Raw genomic sequence first — 19,183 nt, forward strand, 5'->3', positions numbered from 1 at the left:
ATTTCTCTGCTACAACGGAACATATGCAAACCCGCTCCCCGTCCCGCGAGGCCCTAGTCCAAGAATTCCTGCGTTTGGTCGATATCGTCGCGAGATTGCGCGGACCGGACGGTTGTCCCTGGGACAAAGAACAGACCCAGAAATCGCTCACCAAGTACGTCCTGGAAGAGGCTTTCGAACTCGCCGAGGCGATCGACTCCGGAAACCAAAAGCACATCCTCGATGAACTTGGCGACTACCTCTTTCAAGTCGTCTTGCAAGCCCAGGTCGCGCAGGATGAAAACCTCTTCGCGCTGACGGACATTCTGAAGAACCTGTCGGACAAAATGATCCGCCGCCACCCTCATGTCTTCGGCGACGTTAAAGCCGAAACCAGCGCCGAGGTCCTCGTGAACTGGGCCAAAATCAAAGCGGCCGAGGTCGAAGCAAGCCCCGAGCCCGCCAAGCCCTTCCGCCTGGCGAAAGAGCTGCGCGGCTTTCCGGCGCTCTTAACCAGTTACAAAATCGGCAAACGCAGCGAAGACTGGAAGTTCGACTGGGACACACCCGCCCAAGTCGAAGCGAAGGTCACCGAAGAGTTTCGCGAGGTCCAAGAGGCCATCGCGCAGAAGGATCCGGCCGCGCAGCTCGATGAAATGGGCGATCTGCTGTTCGCGGTCGCGCAGTGGGCCCGTCATTTGGGAATCGATCCCGAGGCCGCGCTTCGCCAGGGCAATCTGAAGTTCGAAAAACGCTTCTCGGTGATGATCGAACACGCGAAACTCACGCAGGATCAGTTCCGCGCGCTGCCTCTAGACGAGAAAGAGGCCCTCTGGGCGGACGCGAAAAAGTTCGTCAGAAAATCCGCAACCCCGACCTGAAATCCGCTCCCCGAAAGGGGCTGCCGTAAACTTCGACGAAAGCGCCGGAACATTCCCGCGCTTTCTGCCCAAGATTTTTTCGACGCAAATATTTTTTAAAGCTGGTCTGATTCGAGAATCGCTCGCGCTTCCGCGCACTTCGACGCGTTCGATTTTGGATCGCGCCCCCAATCCCGCATTGATCACGCGAGCTTAGCATCGGCTTCGCGAAAGTTTCAAAGTCCGGGGCGCGCCTCTAATCTGAGTTCCATGGAACACATGGCTCAAGGAGGAATCATGAATGGAAGCACCCAACGCGCACGGATGCGCGTCGCTTCAGGAGCGCTGATGCTCGCGGGACTCATGCTGGTCATCACCGCTTGCGAGAAAGGCGACCGGAGCTACTCTCTGCTTTCAGATACGGAAGCCTTCCAGCAGAACGCGACCTACGTTCCGCGCAAAATCGATGTCCTTTGGATCATCGATAACTCGGGCTCTATGAAGTCGAGTCAGGACAATCTGACCGCGAACTTCGCCTCCTTTATCAATCGCTTCAAAGCACTCAATTACGACTTCCGCATGGGCGTCAATGCCACGGATGCATGGCTCGGACGCTACAATTCTTCACGGATCGGGCTGCGCCGCCTCAGGGATGGGGCGGGGTCCAGCCATAGCGGCGTGTTCGTGATGGATCGCAATACGGCCGACATCCAGAACGTGTTCATGGTGAACGCGACCCAAGGAATCAGCGGCTCGGGCGACGAACGCGCGTTCAGCTCGATCGAAGACACCCTCAATCATATCGACAACGCGGACTTCCGCCGCTCCGACGCTTACCTGGCCATCATCATTCTGTCGGACGAGGACGACTTTTCGGCGACGACCTCGGCGCACCTGAACAACAACTACAATAGTTCGCGCCTGATCCCGGTCAGCTACTACAAGAACTATCTCGACGGCAAAGTCGGCGCGGGCAACTGGTCGGTCAACGCGATCACGATCCTGGACGCCCAATGCCGCGACGATCTGAACGCGCAAAGCTCCGGCCGCATCATCGGTAAACGTTACGTCGAACTGTCGAAAGCGTCGGGCGGCGTGCAGACCTCGCTCTGCGGTGACTTCGGCGAAAGCCTGACTTTGATTTCGGACCTTTTGATCGAAGTGTCGTCGAGCTTCAAACTCGACCGCGAGCCGATCCCCGCCTCGATTCGGGTGCTGGTCGACGGTCAAGCCGTCACCCAGAATGCCACGAACGGTTGGGATTACGACCCCGCGACGATGACGGTCACCTTCCACGGATCGGCGGTTCCGGCGGCGGGACAAAAGGTCATGATCAGCTTCGATCCGCTGGCACCGAAAAACTAAGTTTCCAAAGTATGGATGGACGTTTCTTACAAGGAGGATTTTGAGATGGGCGCAGTATTACAGTTTATGAATGATTCGGGTATCGTGGGTTGGGCCATTTTGGGGATCGGTCTCGCGACTTTCGCGCTGATCGGCGAACGGGCCTACGCACTTTACTTCAAGGTTTCGCTGAAAGGCGACGACCTTTACAGCAAGATCCGCGGCCTCGTCTCGGCACGTAAAACCGACGAAGCCCTCGGCATCGTGCACGATCTCAACCAGAAACCCCTCGCATCGGCGTTCCGCACGATCCTGGAAAAAGCGGATCGCGATGACGACACGATTTTCCAAGCTCACGATATCGCGCTCGCCGAAAATATCCCGCAGCTGACGCGCCGGACGCATTACCTGTCGATGCTCGCCAACGTCGCGACGCTGATGGGACTGCTCGGTACGATCCACGGTCTGATTCTTTCCTTCGCGGCGGTCGCGTCCGCCGATCCGACGCAGAAGCAGGCGCTGCTCGCGCACGGGATCTCGGTTTCGATGTACACGACGGCGCTCGGCCTCGTGGTCGCGATTCCCGCGATGGTTTTCTACTCGTTCCTGATCAGCCGACAAAACTCGCTGGTCGATGAAATGACCGAAAAATGCGGCAAGCTCACGGAGCTGCTGACGAGCCACCACTAAGACGGTGCTGGGCCAATCCTTCGCGGCGGGGACGACCGCGAAGGAATGAAAACTAACTTCAGGAGGATGGGATGAGAGGCAAAAGATATACACCTCGCCGCGAGGCGAATCACGAATTCGAACTGGATCTGGCACCGCTGCTGTCGGTGTTGGTCAAACTCGTACCGGTGCTGCTCATCTCGTCGGCCTTCGTACAGGTGATGACGATCGAAAGCGATCTTCCGGGCTCGCTCGCCAAAGCGGTCGAGCAAAGCCACGAGCAAAAAGTCCAAATCAAAATGGTCGCCGAGAACGATAAAGACGTCACCCTCGTGATGACCATCGACGGTAAAAACGAGGAAGTTCAAATTCCCGCCAAAGAGGGCGTCATCGACTTCGAAGCCGTGCACGCGGGACTCGTCGAAATCAAAAAGCGTTACCCCGAAAGCTTCCACTTGATCCTCAAGGCTTCGGGCACCGTCACGTATCAAGAGACCGTTTCCTTGATGGACGAAGCCCGCAAGTCGAAAAGCGAAACCGTGGAGTTCACTTACCGCGACAAAGAAAAACCCGATCAACCGCAGAAGACTCAGTGGATGTTCCCCGAAGTCATGATCGAACCGTCGGAGGCCACATGAGACGCTCTAGAAAACCCGCGCGCCGCGAATCGGGCACCTTCCCCCTGAATATCACCTCGATGTGCGACATGTTCACCCTGCTGCTGGTCTTCCTGCTGCAGACTTACGCCACCTCGGATTTCAACGTCGAGATGGACCCGACCACGAAGCTGCCGATGTCGAGTTCGATGAAAGAGCCCAAACGCGTCCCGCAAGTGTTGGTTTCCAAAGACGCGATCAAAATCGACGGCGTGGTCGTCGCGAAGCTCACCGACGGACGTCCGCAGGCGAGCGACCTGGATCCGCACAATCCCGCGCTCGTGAAACCCCTGTTCGAAGCGCTGAAAGGCAAAGCGCCGACCGAACCGTCGGTGAACGATGCGGTCATTTTGTCGGCGGACTCACGTCAGAACATGGCTTCGCTGGCCCCTTACCTCACGACCATTTCGGCCGCGGGTTTCGCCAAGGTGAAATTGGCGACCGTGCTCGGGCGCTAAGGAGGATCGCATGAAGACGTCGCGTTTCCTCCTTCCCCTGCTGCTTTTGACCTCGCCCGCTTTCGCGCAGAAAGAGATCGTCAAAGATCCCGTCGCGTCCGAAGCGCTCGTATCGATGAGCGAACAAAAAGCCATCGAGGCCTTGGAGCGCATTCTTGAAAAACGCCGCGGTTCGCCCGACGAGCCCGATCTGCTCGAGCGCTTGTCGGAACTTCACCTGAAGCAGGCGAAGTCCGTGCGTTTTTTCAATTTGAACCGCACAAACGACAAGAACCTGTCGCTGCTTCCGCCCGTCATCAAAGAAAAGGCCGCGCTGCGCCCGCTGAAAAAAGCGGTGGAGTGCTTCCAGCAGATCCAGACCAAGTCCCCGAAATACGCCCACGCGGATCGCGTGCACTTCCACAAAGCCCTGACCCTCGCGCAGATGGGCCTTTTCAAACCCTCGACCGTGGAAGTCGAAATGCTGCTGGCGAAGTATCCGAAATCGGAATGGCGTTCCGACGCGCACCTGCTGATCGGCGAAGTCTTCTACGACAGCCAACGCTATACCCAGGCCCTCAGCCATTTCAACGAAGCCGCGACCAGCGATAAAATCAAGATCTCGCACTACGCGCAGTACAAAGCGGCGTGGACCCTTTACAACCTGGAACGCAACGAAGACGCGATCGCGAAGCTCATGGGCTTGGTCAAAGCCGTCGATCCCGAAAAACCCGAAGGCTTCGCGTTACGGAGCGAATCGTTGCGGGACATCGCCCTGTACCTGACCGAAACCCGCGCCTCGAACGAAGCTTTCGACTTCTTCCAAAAGTTCACCACGCCCCAAGAAACGGCGGCGGGCCTTTACCGGATGGCGAACATCTACCGCTCGCACTCCAAACATAAAGACGCGCGCTTGATCGCGAACGAATACTTGAAACGCGGCACCGACGAAACCGGCAAAATCCAGTTTCGCCTGCTGATGGCGAAGGACGCCAAAGAACGCAAAGATCCCACCGATCAGGTCGCGCACTTGAAAGCCGCCTACGACCTGTGTTTGATCCAACCCGACGACGCCGAGGTCTGTAAACAGGACCTGCGCGTGCAGCTGACCGAATCGGCGGAAGACGCATGGAAATCGTGGGAAAAAACCAAAAATCCCGCGGCCCTGAAAGCCACCAAAGAGATTTTCGAGATCGAAATTCAGCGCAATCCCGATCCCCGCCCGAAAACGCTGGAGGCTTACGCCGAACTGCTTTTCCAATCCGACGATTTCGAAAATGCCGCGCGGATTTACCGCGAACTGGTCGCGAAAACGAAAAATGATAAAACTCCCAAGGCGGACGCGAAACTCAAAGAAAAGGCCCTCGAGAAATACCAGTACGGAAGCCTCGTTTCTTTGGACCGCTGGATGGATCAGAACAAAAATGCCGTCCTCGCCCCCGAGTTTTATAAAGAAGAAGTTCTGGTCCACCTGAAGGACTTCCCGCAAACGCCCTTCAAGGCCGAGCTGCTCTTGCGTCTGGCGAACATCCAGTACGCCGAAATGGATTTCGCGAAAGCCGAAGCCAACTTGCGCACCGTGCTCGCCACCAACGTCAAAGCGAAGGATGCCAAAGAAGATCCCCGCGTCCCCGCCGAGAACTTGCTTCTGGAAACGCTGAAAGCGCAGAACAAGACGGCCGAGTTCCGTAAAACTTTGGACGGCATCACCGAAAAAACGACCGACACGACCCGCAAAACCGAACTGCGCCGCTTGGTCGCACAGCTGGAGCTCGAAAAACTCGAAACGGCCCCCACCGGGACCGATGGCGATGCGAAGAAGCTGAAGGAATATCTGGATTTCATGCAGGCCTACAAAAACGACGTCAAAGTCACCGAGCCCGTCTACTGGAAGACGCTCGCGCTCGCGTTGACCATGAACGAAGACAAAGTCGCCTTCGAACTGATCGAGCGTAAAGCCGACAGCAAAGACGTGCGTTTGTGGGACGGCCTGAAACAGATCCTGGTGCGTTTCGATAAGACGCCCGCCGCGAAACGCCCGGGCAGCGTCGAGCTTTTCGAAACCTCGCTGAAACGCGCGAACGGCAACGAGGTCGCCAAGATCCTGTGGACCTACCGCGAAAACCTGATCCAGTACAACGGCTCGCCCGCGCGCATCGCCGCACTGGAAAACGAGATTTTAAAACGCGGCATGGAGCCCGAAAAAAGCCTGATCCTGGTTTCCCGTCTGGAAAAGGATTTCGAAGCCGGCAAAGTCGAAAAGGTTTTCAACGAGTCGCGTGCCCTGGTCGCTTCCTCCAAACCCGCGATCGTGCGCGCCCGCGCGCGCCTGTTGCAAGCGCGCGTCCTGGAGCAAGAACTCCGTCGCCAGAGCGTGAAGAGCTCGCTGACCCGTTTGCAAATGGTCATCGGCATGAAACTCGAAAAACTCGGCAAAGCGCAAGAAGCCTTCATGTCCACGATCCAAATGGCGGGCCAAGACCCGGCAACATCCCGTGACGCCCGCGAAGGCCTGAAACGTTGTTTCCAGCACTCGATCGAGGCCCTGAAAGCCGTCGAGATCAAAGAAGAACTGAACGCTCAAGAGAAGAAATCCCTGGATGAACAGATGCAGAATCTGATCAGTCCGCTCGAGCTCCAATTGAAGGAGCTCATCGCATCGGAAGAGGTGAAGTCATGATGAAATTCACTGTCCTTATCACGTTGGTTTCGGTTTTCCTGGCACTGCCCGGCTACGCGCAGTTCAAAAAGGGCGCCGGCTCCGAAAAACGTTCGAAAGTCCAAGAGGTCAACTTCGAAGAGATGACCATGAAAGGGACGATTCGTAACCCCGAGGGCGCCTTCCTCGTGCAGAAGAAGAACCTGAAGTTCTTCCCGCTGTACGAAGTTCAGAAAGACATGGATGCCCGGATCCGCGGGAGTGAGCCCGACGAGATTCTGAATACCACAATGACCCGTACCCGGAGCGCGAAATGAATCAGCTCTTCGTCACGCAAAAAGGCCAGGACGGCCGCGAAAAAATCTACCGTTTCGATCACGACCGCGAGCAGGTGGTCCTGGGCCACTCGCGTAAGGCCGATATCCGTCTGCCCAAAGCGATGTCGGAACACATCGAAGGCTGCATCCTTTTCGAAGATGGCGCGTGGACTTACCACTCGTTCAGTCTGAACGAAAAGGCGCCGATCCTGGTGCCGTTACGCGGGACCGGAAAATTCCGCATCGGTGAGTTCGTGTTCTCGACCGAAATCGTCGAGCAAAAGTCGATCTTCGACGACGCGCCGACCGAAGGCGAGCTGGGCGAGCAGATCGTCCTGTTCCATAACCGCGGTCACCTGTTCCACTCCGCTCGCGTTCAACCCGGCGAAACTTTGAACCTGGAACTCGCGGGCGAAAATATGTCCGTGAAGACCCAACCGTCACGCACGTGGATTTATGAAACCCAAGGCTCCTTCGAAATCCGCCAGAAAACCCTGGCCCGTCAGGGGGTCGCCGCCTACCTGAAGAGCTTGAAAGAGAGCTTCGAGACCTCGCGTCACGACAAAATCGTGATGGCCTCGATCCTGGCGGTCTTCATGATCGGCGCGCTTTCGACGTCGTTCGTTAAAAAGACCTCGGTCGAAGTGGCGGCGGATGAAATTCCGAAATCCTCGCAGCCCTTGGTCATGAAGCTCGTGCCTCCGACCGAGCGCCGCGCCCCCGAAGCCCCCGGCAAAAAGAACGAAAACCAAAACAACCGCGTGGCCCGCATCCAAGATCTTTCGCAATCCATCGCCGCCCGCGCCGGAAAATTCCTGAAGCGAGCGTCGCGGATGCCCGCCTCGATCGGCCCGAACGGCACGTTGAACGCCCCCGCGATGGGCGTCGCGAATCTCGATGGACCGTCGACGGACTGGAATACTGCGGCCGGCACCAAAGTTTCGGGGCAAGTCGGCGGCTCGCTGGCGGGCGGGACCGGCGGCAACGCCCGTCTGGCCGGTAACGGCATCGGAACGTCCGGCGTGAATCTGCTGGATCAAGAATCCGAAGTCACCGGAGGACTCGACCGTGAAGTGATCGCGGATTTCATCCGCCGCAACATCGGTCACATCCTGTACTGCTACGAACGCTCTTTGTCCGCGAACCCGAATCTGTTCGGGAAGGTGTCCGTCCGCTTCGTGATCGGGGCTTCGGGGAAAGTCGAAACGCAGAAGATCGGCGAATCGACCCTGAAAGACCAACGCGTCGAGGGCTGCATCCTGGACAAGGTCGCCCAGTGGAAGTTCCCGACGCCGAAAGGCGGGGTCCAAGTTTCGGTCAACTACCCGTTCCTGTTTAAGACGACGAATTAAAAGAAAAGAATAAAAGGTCAGACACACACTTGAAAGAACATCGGAGGTTCTTCATGCAGACGACAAAAACAATCCCCCACGCAATCAAAATTGGACTCTTGGCTTTGATGTGCGGAATTTCCACCCCGGCCTTCGCGCAAAATGCGGACTCGGACAAGGTGGACTTGAAAAAACTCGAAGAGAAATACTGGGCGGCGAAGGACAGCGACTATTCGGTGGTCCAAAACCGCACGTACACGAAAGCGAACCGCCCCTACATCTCACTTTCGTACGGCCCCCTCCTCAACGACAGCTACTCTACGGGCCGGATGACGAACGCGGCCATTGGGTACTTCTTTAATGAGCGCTGGGGTGTCGAGTTCGCATACGAAAAAGGCGACTTAAAAGATAACGACGGCGTGACGAAATATCGCGACCAGTACGGCGTGCAAGTCGACTATAATAAATTCGTGAGCAACAAATCTTTAAACGTCATCTTCGTTCCCCTCTACGCGAAAATGAGTTTCCTGGACACGTCGATCCTGTACTTCGACATGCAGTTCGCGGCGGGCATCGGACAAACGGAATATGAAGTCCAACGCAATATCGGCCCGGAAACGAAATCGGCGACCTCGTTCAACTTCGATATCACCCAGCAGTTGTTCTTCCACGAACACATCGCCCTGCGCTTGGACATCAAGAACAAGTGGTCCAGCCAGGATCGTCAGCGCTACCAGCTGAGCGGCAGCCAAACGGAGGCTGATCGCGGACTGCCCAACCTGAGCGCGCAGGATACGAGCATCCTGCTGGGCGTGACTTTCTTTTACTAATTAAGAACCGGATATCAGAACTAAAGGCAGAAAAGGACTTTCGCCATGAAAAGACAAAACCAGGTTCGCTACGCTCCCCTTATGCTCGCCGCCCTCGTCGGTAGCGCGAGCTTCGCGCAAGCCGCCGGCCCCACGAAAACCTCCGCTCCCGCGAAACGGATTGCGCGCGCGCCGCAGAACGCGGGCGGCAAGCCTGTCGTGATCCCGCGGCATCAACTGCCCAACGAAAAGAACTTCGAATTTCAGCATCGCCCGTCGGTGATTCCCGACGTGCCGGCGCGCTTTCAAGCGCCCGCGGCCCGTGGCGCACGTCCCGAGACTTCGCTGAAGGGTTTGGACATGAAACCCGAAGCGCCCGTCGCCCAACCCAAAGGCGCGGCGGCGTTTCAACTTCCGAAAGGGGCCATGCCCGCATTGGGGGCCGAAGCCGTCCTGCAGCTCAAAGAGACGAACGATCAACTGAAAACCGTCGAGAGCTACACCGCCGACGAGCTTCGTTTGTTCGAAGCTTACGTCCTTCTGGAAGATCAGAAAAAACCGCTCCCCGCTTTGGGAAACTTCGCGACCTTGATGACGAAAAAGTCGGCGCTACAAGACTCGGCCCGCTGGGGTTACGCGCACGCGGCCCTCGCGCTCGGACTACGCGTCCAATATGAAGTGACGCTGCTGGAGTTCTTGAGTCGCGGAACCCCCGCATGGTCCACGCGTGCGACCGAAAGCCTGGTGCGCAACTCGGATATGGATAAATCGGTGTGGGTGCAACATTTAAGCGAAACGCAATTTGGGTCGCTCAAAGTCGAGGCCCCTTCGGACGCCTACCTGATGTTACGGGTCCACCGCCAAATCGCGCAGAAACAGGTCAAAGACGCGCTCGAAACTTTGAAACAGATCGCGCCGAACTCAAAGATCTTCGGTCTGCGCGCGTATTTCGAGGCGCTGTTGGAATACCGTCAAGGCAGCCTCGCCCCCGCGAAGACCTCGCTCGCGACGGCGCTGAAACAGCACCCCGAAGCCTTCCGCGAAAACGAGATCAAAGCCAAAGCCAATATGCTTATGGGACGTTTGAGCTTCCAGAGCCGCGACTTCAACAACGCGTTCGAAGCCTACCGGAACGTCCCGAAGAACAACCCCGTCTGGCCCGAAGCCATGATGGAGCAAGCCCTCAGCCAAATCCTTTATGAAGACTTCGAAGGCGCGGCGGGGAATATGTTCTCGCTGCATACGGACTTCTTCAAGAAGTCGTATTCGCCGGACAGTTACCTGATCCGTACGGTCGGCTACCTGAACCTGTGCCAGTACGCCGATGCCCTGCAGGTCGTGCAGGATCTGCAACGCAAATACAAACCGATTCTGGAAGGTCTTGAGCGATACGGAAAAGTCAAAGGCACGTCGGACTACGATACGATCCGCGAGTTCGCGAAAAACCCGGGTGTCAGCGACGTCAAGGGTGTCGCCCGCCCGTTCCTGTTCGCCTGGACGCAAGATCCGGACTTCCAACGCCACCAGGTGCGCATCAACCAATTCGAAGACGAACTCGAGGCGTTCCGTGGCCTGTCGTTAACCGTGGTCAAGCAAGAGCGCGAACTCTCGAAAAAGATCGCCGAGGCTTCCGACGCCGTTTCTGCGGCCGTCGCCGCGAAAGCGGACGCCGAAAAAATGGCGAAGCTGAAAAACCAATTGGAATCCGCGAAAGTGGAATCGAAAATGTTGCAGCTCGCGCGTAAGTCGCTCGCCCAGATCCGTCCCGAAATCACCGCGAAGCTGGAAGGATTGAAGGACGAACGTAAGGCCCTGGCCCTCGAGGCGCTTTCGCAGCGTCGCACGTCCCTGCACGGCGCGCTGAAAGGCGTGATCGATCAGTCGGAAGTTCTTTTGTACGAAATCTACAACGGCGCCGGCGATCACCTGCGCTTCCAAGCGGCGGGCGGCGAAATCGAAGCCCGTCGAACAGCAAGCCTCAATCCCAAGAAGGACGAGGCCGTGAATTGGAAGTTCAAAGGTGAAATTTGGGAGGACGAGCTCGGACATTTCCGTTCATCGCTCTCGAACGTCTGCGCCAAAGAAACCGCTAGCAACTAAGATCTAAGGAAGGATCAAACACATGAACTCGCATCAATTACTTCAACGTCTTGCCCTGTTCGCCGCCGTCAACGCTTTTGCCGCCTCACTCGCGTGGGCGCAAAGCTCCAGCCCCGAAGTCTTCAGCCGCGTCGAGAAGAACATCGAAAACGCGAAGGCCAACCGCGAAGACAACGCGCGTAACCTCGGGGTCGTGACCGAAAATCTCGGCCAAGTGGGACGCGCGCGCGGCAGCGTGCAGGCCGACATGACCAAACTTAAAGGCGAAATCGCCGTGAACCAGAAAACCACGGGCGAAATCGAAAAGTCCCTGGATCAATTCAAGAAGAGCGAAGAGGCCGAAAAGAAAGCCATCGCCGCCGAGGAACGGAAAATCCAAGAGCTCGAAAAAGCCGCCCAGCTGCTGCGCGACTCGATCGACAAACGCCGCACGAACCTGACCCAAATCACGAGCGAACGTGAAAAGGTCGGCGCGGCCCACGCCGAGTGGAAATCGCGGGGCGACCAGCTCATGAAACTCCAAGCCGAAGCCAAAGTCCGCGACGACCGCTTGGCCGGCGAAGAAAAAGAGTGGCGCGGCAAGAAATCGCGCTACGAAAAAGACTCGGCGAAGTGGGATAAGGCTTTGACCGAACAAGAAACCGTGAAGAAAAACTTAGCTTCCCTCAAGGGCGGTTAAGCGTCGAGGCGGGCGCGGGTGAACGGACCCGCGCTTAGCTTTTCGGCGGTGGCTCTTCGGACTCCGTCGCTCGCTTCGCCAAGGCTTGGGCCATCATGCCTCCCCCTTGAACCAACGCGGATAACGGCGGCGGAGCTTACGCACGAAGATCTCGGACGTATTTTTGAATTCCGAAACCGACATGTAGTAGCTCAAAACCGCGAAAATGATCACGCCCACGGCGATCGTGAACGCCAAGACCAGCATCTTCATGATGAACGTATCCCCGACCAGATAACGCGAAAACGAATAGCTCTGGAGCCACACGAAGAGCCCCGCCAGCGGCACGCTCCATTTCAGCATCGACCACAGAAGCGATGTCCACGGGAAGCTGCCGATCAAGATACGGAACGCGATCAAAAGCAAAATCCAATTCAGCGTCACGCTGATGAGCGTGGACAGGTTCAGGCCCGTCAGCCCCCACGTTTCCATCAGCATCGGGGCGATGTAGATGTGCAGAAGGAGACAAACCACCGAAACGCCCGCCGGAAGCCAGGTGTTTTTGATGGCGTAAAAGGCCGGAACGAAAACCCGCACCGAACTCGTGAAGATCATGATGACCGAGTAGACGCGAATCACGCTCGCGACGATTTCGGTTTCAAAGCTGCGAAACTCGCCGCGCTCAAACAAAAGCTCCACGATGGGCCGGGCCAGGCAAAATAGCCCCACCGCCGCGGGCAAGCAGATGAAGAGGTTCAGACGGAAGTATTCATCCGCCGTTTCGATCATCATGGTTTTGCGCTCTTCGCTCCAAAGCCGACTGAGCGTCGGCAGGAGCGCGGTGCCGATCGAGACCGAAACGAGGCTCAGCGGTAGCTCCATCAGGCGGTCCGCCAGATTCAGGTACGAGATCGGGCCCTCGCCCAGGGAACTTGCGAAGTTCATATTCACCAGAGTCGTGATCTGTAAAAGCCCCATCCCCAGAAGCCCCGGTCCCATGGCGCGCAAAACCCTGAGGACATCGCGGTTCCAGAAGTTGAATGAAAAGACCGGCAAGTACCCCAGCCGATGCAGCGACGGCAGCAAGACCGCCATCTGCAGCGCCCCGCCCACGATCACGCCCCAGCTGAGCGCCTGCCCCGGCCACCCCAGGTAGTGGATGGGGATCAGGGTCGATGCCACCATGGCGATATTAAAGAACGTCGGCGCCAGCGCGGGCCAGCCGAACTTCCCCAGGGCATTCAAAATCGCCATGAAATAGGCGTAAGTGCAGACCAAAAAGACGTAGCCAAACATGATCTGACTCATCCGCAGCACCATCTCGCGGCGTTCGGGTTGGGAAAGAAAGGCCTCATCCAGAAGATAAGGCAGGATCGTCTCGGCGCCGAAAATCCCGGCGGCGGTCAGAGCCGAAATCACGATCAAAAACAGGGTATAGAAGCTGTTCACCAGGTTGCGCGCCCGGGCGCTGGATTCCATTTGGGCTTCGACGAAGACCGGGATGAAGCTGACCGAAAGGGAGCCCTCCCCCAGCAAACGGCGGAAAATATTGGGAAGTCGGAAGGCCGCGTACCACGAATCGGTGATCGCCCGGCTGAAAAGAGCGGCAAAAAGGACTTCCCGCACCAAACCCAGCACACGGCTGGTCAGGGTCCCCATCGCCATGAAAAGGGCTTGGACCACCACGGAGCGCGAAGCATCGTCTTGATTTGGCTTGGTTTTTTGCTGTTGATTCAAAGCATCGGCCATGCTACGAAACCACTCCTCGAAGCTGTCTATTCAAGCATTCAAAGTGTCCTTTAGGAGGTCTCACTTGGCAAATCATAAGTCCTCAGAGAAACGCGCTCGTCAAACGATCAAACGTGCCGCTCGCAATTCGCAAGCTCGCAAAGGTGTGAAGACCGTCGAAAAGACCCTGACCACCGCCATCGCCGCAAAGTCGAAAGACGTTGAGCAAGCCCTCCGCGATTTCACCGCGAAGATCATGGCTTCGGTCAACAAAGGCGTGATCAAGAAAGAAACCGCTTCGCGCAAAATCAGCCGTATTTCGAAGCGCATTTCGAAAATGGCCGCAGAAGCGACCAAGTAAGAAGACTCTTTCGTTCCGTTTTTGAATGGACAGTCGAAGAACCGCCGGCGTTGCTGGCGGTTTTCTTTTGAGCACGGCCTCAGCCGCCAGAGTCTGGGCGCGGCCTAGGCCGCGCCGGCCTTCAGCATCTCGAGATTGCGCCAGGCTTCTTCGATGTGGTCGGGGCTTTCGATGTACTCGGCGATGGCGAGTTGGCGTTGGAACCACTCCATCGCTTTTTCGCGGTCCCCCCGCTCGACGCACAGGGCGCCCAATTGAAATAAAAATTCGAAGGCCTGCTCAGGGAGCTGCGCGCAGATCTCGTAGCCCCGCTCCAGATAAGCCAGTGCCGAGGCGAAGTCCCCCGTGTCGAAAGTGTTCGCCGCCAGGTTGGTGAGCACCGACGCCAAAGTGGGATCCATCGGCCCGAAGAAGGCCTCGGCCCGCAACAGAAGCCCGCGGTTGACCTCGAGCGCCTCTTCGCTGCGACCCGCATGATGCAAGCAGTAGCCGATCTTTTCGAGCGTCCCCAGTTTCGCGTCGGACTCTTCCGGCGATTGCAAATTCAAGGCATTGAGCGTGCGCTCATAGTACGGGATCGCGTCTTCGAAATGGTCCAGCCGCAAACAACACTCGCCCATGCGGTAAGGGAACATCAAAGTCGCATTGGGCGACAGATGCCGGATCTCGGGAAAAGCCGTCAGGGCCCGGTAGCCGTAATCGAAAGCCTCTTCGAAACGGTCGATCTTATAGTTCACCAAATGGATCAAATGCAAACAGCGCTGATGATCGCGCGCTTCCGCCCCGTCGGCGTGAAGAGATTCGAGTACCGTCGCGAGTTCGACCAGCGTTTCTTGGGCACTGAATCGCGCGCCGGCGTCGAGGATCAGGGCCTCTAGTCCTTCGAGCTTCGCCATCGTGGTCATGACGATTAAACTTCGCTTTCGGCGCGGTTGGTGACGAAGTTGCGGATCTCGCGTTTGCGCTCGAAAACCAGATTCTCGAAAGCGCAGCCGTAGACGACCTCGCCGGGATGCGTGTCGGCCAGCACTTCGGTATTCCGAATTTCGGCGCGGACGCTGATGAACTCCCCTTCAGGAACCTGGAAATTCAAGACGACCAGTGCGCCCATCCGGATGACCTTTTCCGAGCGGAAGGAAAGCCCGCCCTCACCGATTTCAAAACCGGTGGTCATGAAGTACTTGCCGCCCGATAAAACGCCGATGGAGCGTTTGAAGCGACGACGGGGGAACTTGCGGCGGTAGATGTGCGCGTTCGTGTTTTCCATGTCTTACGGATCGGAAATTCCCGAACGAAAGATGAGGACTTACGACAAAAGCGAGAGCGTGCTGGGGACGGGTTTCGACTCGACCGAGGTCTGGTGAAGCTCGCAGATTTTCGAAACCATGTTTTCGATCCAGATCGCCGAGGAAAACGGCGAACTTTTGAGCGCCTTTTCGGTTTCGGACAGAATCAAAAGCACGTTCTCGACTTTGCGCACGGACCACATCCGCGCCTGACGGACGTAGTCCCCCAGAAAGTAGGACGGGACCTGGGCGTGGGTAGCGAGCTTCTGTCCGGCCAGACCTTGCGCCTCGCCCAAACGAACCATCAGCAGAATGCGGAAATGGCGCGCGGCGAGCGCGATGATGCCCAGTTCACTTTGCCCCTGATCGAGCAAATTCACGGCCTGCAAAAGCGCGCTCGGCCGGTCGCCGGTCGCCAAAATTTCGCAGAACTCGAAAACGTTCTCTTCGCGCAGACGCGACACGCACTGGGCGACATCCTCGCGGCGAACTTCGTTACGGTCACCGATGAAGCTGCGCAGTTTCTGCACTTCGCGCTCGATCTCGACCAGCTGCGAACCCACCAAACGGTGGAACAGCTGTAGTCCCTCTTCGTTGAACTGCATCCCGTGGGCTTTCGCGATGTGCTGAATCCAACCGGGAACTTGGTTTTCGTAGGGCTTTTTGAACTCGACGCTGACCGCGCTTTCCAGAAGTTTCTGGTGCGTCTTCTTCCGGCGATCGAGTTTGCTGGCCGTCATCATCAGCACCGTCGTATCGACAGGGTTTTCAATGAGGGGACGGAGCGTTTCCCATTCGTCCTCGCGGAAGTCATTCACTTCGCGCACGAGCACCACTCGGCGCGAGGCCATCATGGGGAGCGTCTCGACTTCGTCACGAATGGCGCCGACGTCGGCGTCCGCGGCCAGATAGGAATTCCAGTTGAAATCGGCCGCGCCGCCGTGAAGGGCGCAGACTTTCAAATACTGCACGGCTTGATTCAGAAGATAGGGCTCATCGCCGAAAAACAGATACAGAGGTTTGAAACTTTGATCTTCCACGGCCGCTTCGACCTGCTGGTAGAACTGTTGGGGCTCCACCTGCGAGGACGCTTTCGCGTTTTTCTTATCGGCCTTGAAACTCATCAAAAATTCTCCGACATCCGGTCGTGGGCCTCCGACATCAAGTCACTGGCCATGTTTTCAATGTTTTGCCGTCTGGCCGAAAGATTGTAAAGTGGATTCACCGTGTTAACTCCGGCCTGCAGAACCTGCGGTGCCACGTAAGTGCGCTCCCCCTGGAAGCTTCCGCTCCACAATTCGGCATTGTCGGACTTGCGTTTCAAAGCCACCCGCACGACGAGCAGCACCCGGTATTCCGACGCCAGCACGGAACCCTTCGGAAATTTGTCGCCGCCTTGGATACCGCCGGGCTGGTAGATCACGCTTTGAATTTCACCTTCGACTTCGGCCTCGGCGTATTCGGGCGAAACGACCCGCGCGCTGCGCGAACGTTCGAACTCCTGCACGAGCGCGTTGGTGAATCCCACCTCGATACCGACCTCTTGGGTTTTATTTTTGAAGATCGGGATATGGATCTGCGTATAGCCCCCCGGAAGGGAGCGATCGGGGCCGCCCGTCCGGTAAGCGCAGCCCGACAGTGCGACTGACGATGCGATGAGCCCCACCAACGCAATCACGCGCACGGCTGCGATCAATGCTTTGATGACAGCGGGAAGGCGGCTCGGGTAAATTTGCGTCAAGCGCATCTGCATGAAAGCAACTCTAGAGCCAGAAGGATGACGATGCAAGCCTACAACGTACTCGCCCCCGGGCCCGTCAATTTGCATCCGGATGTGGAAAAGATCTTGGCCGCGCCCATGATCCATCACCGTACGCCCGAATTCGACGCCATCCTGAAACGCGTGCTCTCACGACTGCAAAACCTCTTCGAAACCGCAGAGCCTTGCTACGTGCTGACCGCCACGGGCTCGGGCGGCATGGAATGCCTGCTGGTCAACGTTCTACATCCGGGGGACGAGGTGCTCGCCATCGACTCGGGCAAATTCGGCGAACGTTGGGCCGAAATGGCCGAGGTCTTCGGCGGCCGCGTGCACCGGCTGAAAGTGCCGTGGGGTGAACCCGTGAAGGTCGCCGACGTTCAAGAGATGCTCACCAAAAATCCCGGCATCCGCGCCGTTCTCTGCCAGGCGTGCGAGACCTCCACCGCCGTCGCGCATCCCATCCGCGAACTCGCGGCCTTGATCCGCACGCGCCCCGAAACCCTTTTTCTGGTGGACGGAATCACGGGACTGGGCGCCTTCCCGCTCCCCATGGATGAATGGGGACTCGACGGTTTGGTCGGCGGCTCGCAAAAAGCGCTGATGCTGCCCACGGGCCTTGCGGTCTTGAGCTTTTCGAAAAAGGCGTGGGCGCGCATCGAGAAAAACCCCACGCCCCGCTACTACTTCGACTTGCGCCGTGAACGTGCGGCCAATCAAAAAGGCGAAACCTTCTTCAGCTCCAACGTCACCCTGATCCGCGCGCTCGACGTGGTGCTGGATAAAATCACCGCGCAAGGACTGCCCGCCCTCTTCCAAGAGATCCGTCAGCGCGCGGACTTCACCCGGACCTTCGCGCCGCGCTTGGGGCTCACACTTTATGCCCCTACCGCGCCCTCGGACTCGGTGACGGCCCTAAAAGTGCCCGCCGGAGTCGACTCGCAGAAGCTGCGCGGTTGGCTTGAGGAGACGTACAAAACCACGATCATGGGCGGACAGGATCAAGCGAAGGGCAAGATCATCCGCATCGGGCACATGGGCTACATCCGTCCCGAACAGATGATCACGTTGATGTTGAACCTGGCGGAAGGCTTGAAACACTTTGGCGCGACGACCCCCAGCGATCTCGCGGCACTTGAGCGCGAGATGCGCGGATTCTGGAAATAAAGCTCATGGAGAAAAAGAAAATCCTCGTCACCGACCGCCTGTCCCCCGAAGCCCTTTTGATGCTGCAAGGGCAGGACTTCGTGCAGGTCGAAAAAACCAAATCCCATGACATCTCGGCGGAAGAGATCGCGGGCGCACACGCGCTCTTGATCCGCTCGCGGACCAAAGTGGACGAGCGGCTTCTCTTGCAAGCGAAAAACCTGCAGGTCATCGTGACCGCGACCACCGGCTTTGACCACATCGACTTCGACGCCTGCGAAAAATGGGGCGTGACCGCCATGAATTGCCCATGGGCGAACGTCCCCACGACGGCGCAGCTGACCTGGGCGCTCGTGCTGGCCTGCGTGCACAAGGTCAATGCGGGACACGCGATGATCAGGGGCGGACTGTGGGACCGCCACCTTCTGCAGTCCATGGAGCTTGCGGGCAAAACCTACGGTATCGTGGGGCTGGGACGCATCGGCTCGAAAGTCGCGCAGCTGGCGGAAGCCTTCGGCATGCACGTCGTCGCCTACGATCCTTACTGCGAAGACAAAAACTTCACCGAGGTGGACGCGGAAAGGGTCTCGTTCGAAGAGTGTTTGAAACGCGCCGACGTCCTGAGCTTCCACGTGCCTTTGACGAAGTCGACTCACCACATGCTGAACCGCTCACACTTCGAGTACATCCACCGCGGCGCCATCGTCGTGAACACTTCGCGCGGCTCGGTCATCAACGAACCCGATCTCGCCGAGGCCATCGAGAAGGGCTGGGTGTTGGCCGCGGGCCTTGACGTCTTCGAAAAAGAGCCCCTGCCGCGGACCTCGCTTCTGTTGAAAATGCCCCAGATCGTGATGACCCCCCACGTGGGCGCCAACTCCCGCGAAGCCTTCGAGAAGGCCTCGGAGCAGGCCGCGCTGAAAATTTTAGCGTTTTTCCGCAACGGTTCGACCTCGGATGTCCTTCCGCCGAAGCGCTATCCTGAAAATCCGTGGACTTAGGGACAATTACGCAGTTTGTTAGGCCTCTCTGACTTGTAAGGCCGAGGCCCCGAGTTTACATTCGGCTGCTTCAAAAAATCGAG

General features: G+C 57.6%; 19 protein-coding genes. 14 read left to right on the forward strand and 5 right to left on the reverse strand.

Going from position 1 to position 19,183, the window contains the following annotated elements:
- The first annotated feature begins 23 nt into the window (after window positions 1-23).
- The 11 genes from mazG (at window position 24) to KF767_09600 (ending at window position 11,840) form a co-directional block, all read left to right on the forward strand.
- The gene (gene mazG / locus KF767_09550; GenBank protein ID MBX3018122.1) at window positions 24-860 is read left to right on the forward strand and encodes a nucleoside triphosphate pyrophosphohydrolase; all 837 of its coding nucleotides are present in this window, start codon (window positions 24-26) and stop codon (window positions 858-860) included.
- Window positions 861-1,187: 327 nt separating this feature from the next.
- The gene (locus tag KF767_09555; protein ID MBX3018123.1) at window positions 1,188-2,204 is read left to right on the forward strand and encodes a hypothetical protein; all 1,017 of its coding nucleotides are present in this window, start codon (window positions 1,188-1,190) and stop codon (window positions 2,202-2,204) included.
- A 45-nt stretch (window positions 2,205-2,249) separates the two neighbouring features.
- A complete protein-coding gene (locus KF767_09560; GenBank protein ID MBX3018124.1) occupies window positions 2,250-2,873 on the forward strand; it encodes a MotA/TolQ/ExbB proton channel family protein in 624 nt (207 codons plus the stop codon).
- A 71-nt stretch (window positions 2,874-2,944) separates the two neighbouring features.
- Entirely contained in the window at window positions 2,945-3,490 is a 546-nt protein-coding gene (locus tag KF767_09565; GenBank protein MBX3018125.1) for a biopolymer transporter ExbD, read from the forward strand.
- A complete protein-coding gene (locus KF767_09570; protein ID MBX3018126.1) occupies window positions 3,487-3,966 on the forward strand; it encodes a biopolymer transporter ExbD in 480 nt (159 codons plus the stop codon). Before KF767_09565 ends, KF767_09570 begins: the two co-directional genes overlap by 4 nt.
- 10 nt (window positions 3,967-3,976) lie before the next feature.
- Window positions 3,977-6,625 (forward strand): hypothetical protein, encoded by a 2,649-nt coding sequence (locus KF767_09575; protein ID MBX3018127.1) that lies wholly within the window; start codon window positions 3,977-3,979, stop codon window positions 6,623-6,625.
- The gene (locus KF767_09580) at window positions 6,622-6,921 is read left to right on the forward strand and encodes a hypothetical protein (protein MBX3018128.1); all 300 of its coding nucleotides are present in this window, start codon (window positions 6,622-6,624) and stop codon (window positions 6,919-6,921) included. The genes KF767_09575 and KF767_09580 overlap by 4 nt, the downstream gene beginning before the upstream one ends.
- A complete protein-coding gene (locus KF767_09585) occupies window positions 6,918-8,273 on the forward strand; it encodes an AgmX/PglI C-terminal domain-containing protein (protein MBX3018129.1) in 1,356 nt (451 codons plus the stop codon). Before KF767_09580 ends, KF767_09585 begins: the two co-directional genes overlap by 4 nt.
- Window positions 8,274-8,326: 53 nt before the next feature.
- Complete coding sequence (locus KF767_09590; protein ID MBX3018130.1) at window positions 8,327-9,082, forward strand: outer membrane beta-barrel domain-containing protein; 756 nt, start codon at window positions 8,327-8,329, stop codon at window positions 9,080-9,082.
- 45 nt (window positions 9,083-9,127) lie between these two features.
- Window positions 9,128-11,161, forward strand: a complete 2,034-nt coding sequence (locus tag KF767_09595) for a hypothetical protein (protein MBX3018131.1) — start codon at window positions 9,128-9,130, stop codon at window positions 11,159-11,161.
- A 22-nt stretch (window positions 11,162-11,183) separates the two neighbouring features.
- A complete protein-coding gene (locus tag KF767_09600) occupies window positions 11,184-11,840 on the forward strand; it encodes a hypothetical protein (protein ID MBX3018132.1) in 657 nt (218 codons plus the stop codon).
- 93 nt (window positions 11,841-11,933) lie between these two features.
- On the opposite strand, the gene murJ is transcribed toward KF767_09600, so the two are convergent.
- Window positions 11,934-13,568, reverse strand: a complete 1,635-nt coding sequence (murJ, locus tag KF767_09605; protein ID MBX3018133.1) for a murein biosynthesis integral membrane protein MurJ — start codon at window positions 13,566-13,568, stop codon at window positions 11,934-11,936.
- Window positions 13,569-13,632: 64 nt separating this feature from the next.
- Here murJ and rpsT point away from each other — a divergent pair, with 64 nt between their 5' ends.
- The gene (gene rpsT / locus KF767_09610; protein MBX3018134.1) at window positions 13,633-13,908 is read left to right on the forward strand and encodes a 30S ribosomal protein S20; all 276 of its coding nucleotides are present in this window, start codon (window positions 13,633-13,635) and stop codon (window positions 13,906-13,908) included.
- Between the two features lie 104 nt (window positions 13,909-14,012).
- On the opposite strand, the gene KF767_09615 is transcribed toward rpsT, so the two are convergent.
- From KF767_09615 to KF767_09630, 4 genes are read right to left on the reverse strand one after another with little or no spacing between them, the layout of a single operon-like run.
- A complete protein-coding gene (locus KF767_09615; protein MBX3018135.1) occupies window positions 14,013-14,813 on the reverse strand; it encodes a tetratricopeptide repeat protein in 801 nt (266 codons plus the stop codon).
- Between the two features lie 5 nt (window positions 14,814-14,818).
- Window positions 14,819-15,175, reverse strand: coding sequence for a PilZ domain-containing protein (locus KF767_09620; GenBank protein MBX3018136.1), 357 nt, complete (start codon window positions 15,173-15,175; stop codon window positions 14,819-14,821).
- Window positions 15,176-15,214: 39 nt separating this feature from the next.
- Window positions 15,215-16,318 carry a DNA polymerase III subunit delta gene (gene holA / locus KF767_09625; GenBank protein MBX3018137.1) on the reverse strand — a complete coding sequence of 368 codons (1,104 nt, stop codon included), beginning with the start codon at window positions 16,316-16,318 and terminating at the stop codon, window positions 15,215-15,217.
- On the reverse strand, window positions 16,318-16,947 hold the full coding sequence (locus tag KF767_09630) for an LptE family protein (GenBank protein MBX3018138.1): 630 nt from the start codon (window positions 16,945-16,947) through the stop codon (window positions 16,318-16,320). The genes holA and KF767_09630 overlap by 1 nt, the downstream gene beginning before the upstream one ends.
- A 24-nt stretch (window positions 16,948-16,971) precedes the next feature.
- On the opposite strand from KF767_09630, the gene KF767_09635 reads away from it, so the two are divergent.
- Entirely contained in the window at window positions 16,972-18,120 is a 1,149-nt protein-coding gene (locus KF767_09635) for an alanine--glyoxylate aminotransferase family protein (GenBank protein ID MBX3018139.1), read from the forward strand.
- A 5-nt stretch (window positions 18,121-18,125) separates the two neighbouring features.
- Window positions 18,126-19,100 carry a phosphoglycerate dehydrogenase gene (locus tag KF767_09640; GenBank protein ID MBX3018140.1) on the forward strand — a complete coding sequence of 325 codons (975 nt, stop codon included), beginning with the start codon at window positions 18,126-18,128 and terminating at the stop codon, window positions 19,098-19,100.
- The last annotated feature ends 83 nt before the right edge of the window (window positions 19,101-19,183 follow it).

It is taken from the genome of Pseudobdellovibrionaceae bacterium (assembly GCA_019637875.1).
Lineage (GTDB): Bacteria > Bdellovibrionota > Bdellovibrionia > Bdellovibrionales > Bdellovibrionaceae > JAHBUW01.

Bases quoted from the DNA above. Each gene is read 5' to 3' on its own strand.
- mazG (MBX3018122.1), top strand. From the start codon at position 24: ATGCAAACCCGCTCCCCGTCCCGCGAGGCCCTAGTCCAAGAATTCCTG.
- KF767_09555 (MBX3018123.1), top strand. From the start codon at position 1,188: ATGCTCGCGGGACTCATGCTGGTCATCACCGCTTGCGAGAAAGGCGAC.
- KF767_09560 (MBX3018124.1), top strand. From the start codon at position 2,250: ATGGGCGCAGTATTACAGTTTATGAATGATTCGGGTATCGTGGGTTGG.
- KF767_09565 (MBX3018125.1), top strand. From the start codon at position 2,945: ATGAGAGGCAAAAGATATACACCTCGCCGCGAGGCGAATCACGAATTC.
- KF767_09570 (MBX3018126.1), top strand. From the start codon at position 3,487: ATGAGACGCTCTAGAAAACCCGCGCGCCGCGAATCGGGCACCTTCCCC.
- KF767_09575 (MBX3018127.1), top strand. From the start codon at position 3,977: ATGAAGACGTCGCGTTTCCTCCTTCCCCTGCTGCTTTTGACCTCGCCC.
- KF767_09580 (MBX3018128.1), top strand. From the start codon at position 6,622: ATGATGAAATTCACTGTCCTTATCACGTTGGTTTCGGTTTTCCTGGCA.
- KF767_09585 (MBX3018129.1), top strand. From the start codon at position 6,918: ATGAATCAGCTCTTCGTCACGCAAAAAGGCCAGGACGGCCGCGAAAAA.
- KF767_09590 (MBX3018130.1), top strand. From the start codon at position 8,327: ATGCAGACGACAAAAACAATCCCCCACGCAATCAAAATTGGACTCTTG.
- KF767_09595 (MBX3018131.1), top strand. From the start codon at position 9,128: ATGAAAAGACAAAACCAGGTTCGCTACGCTCCCCTTATGCTCGCCGCC.
- KF767_09600 (MBX3018132.1), top strand. From the start codon at position 11,184: ATGAACTCGCATCAATTACTTCAACGTCTTGCCCTGTTCGCCGCCGTC.
- murJ (MBX3018133.1), bottom strand. From the start codon at position 13,568: ATGGCCGATGCTTTGAATCAACAGCAAAAAACCAAGCCAAATCAAGAC.
- KF767_09615 (MBX3018135.1), bottom strand. From the start codon at position 14,813: ATGACCACGATGGCGAAGCTCGAAGGACTAGAGGCCCTGATCCTCGAC.
- KF767_09620 (MBX3018136.1), bottom strand. From the start codon at position 15,175: ATGGAAAACACGAACGCGCACATCTACCGCCGCAAGTTCCCCCGTCGT.
- holA (MBX3018137.1), bottom strand. From the start codon at position 16,318: ATGAGTTTCAAGGCCGATAAGAAAAACGCGAAAGCGTCCTCGCAGGTG.
- KF767_09630 (MBX3018138.1), bottom strand. From the start codon at position 16,947: ATGCAGATGCGCTTGACGCAAATTTACCCGAGCCGCCTTCCCGCTGTC.
- KF767_09635 (MBX3018139.1), top strand. From the start codon at position 16,972: ATGACGATGCAAGCCTACAACGTACTCGCCCCCGGGCCCGTCAATTTG.
- KF767_09640 (MBX3018140.1), top strand. From the start codon at position 18,126: ATGGAGAAAAAGAAAATCCTCGTCACCGACCGCCTGTCCCCCGAAGCC.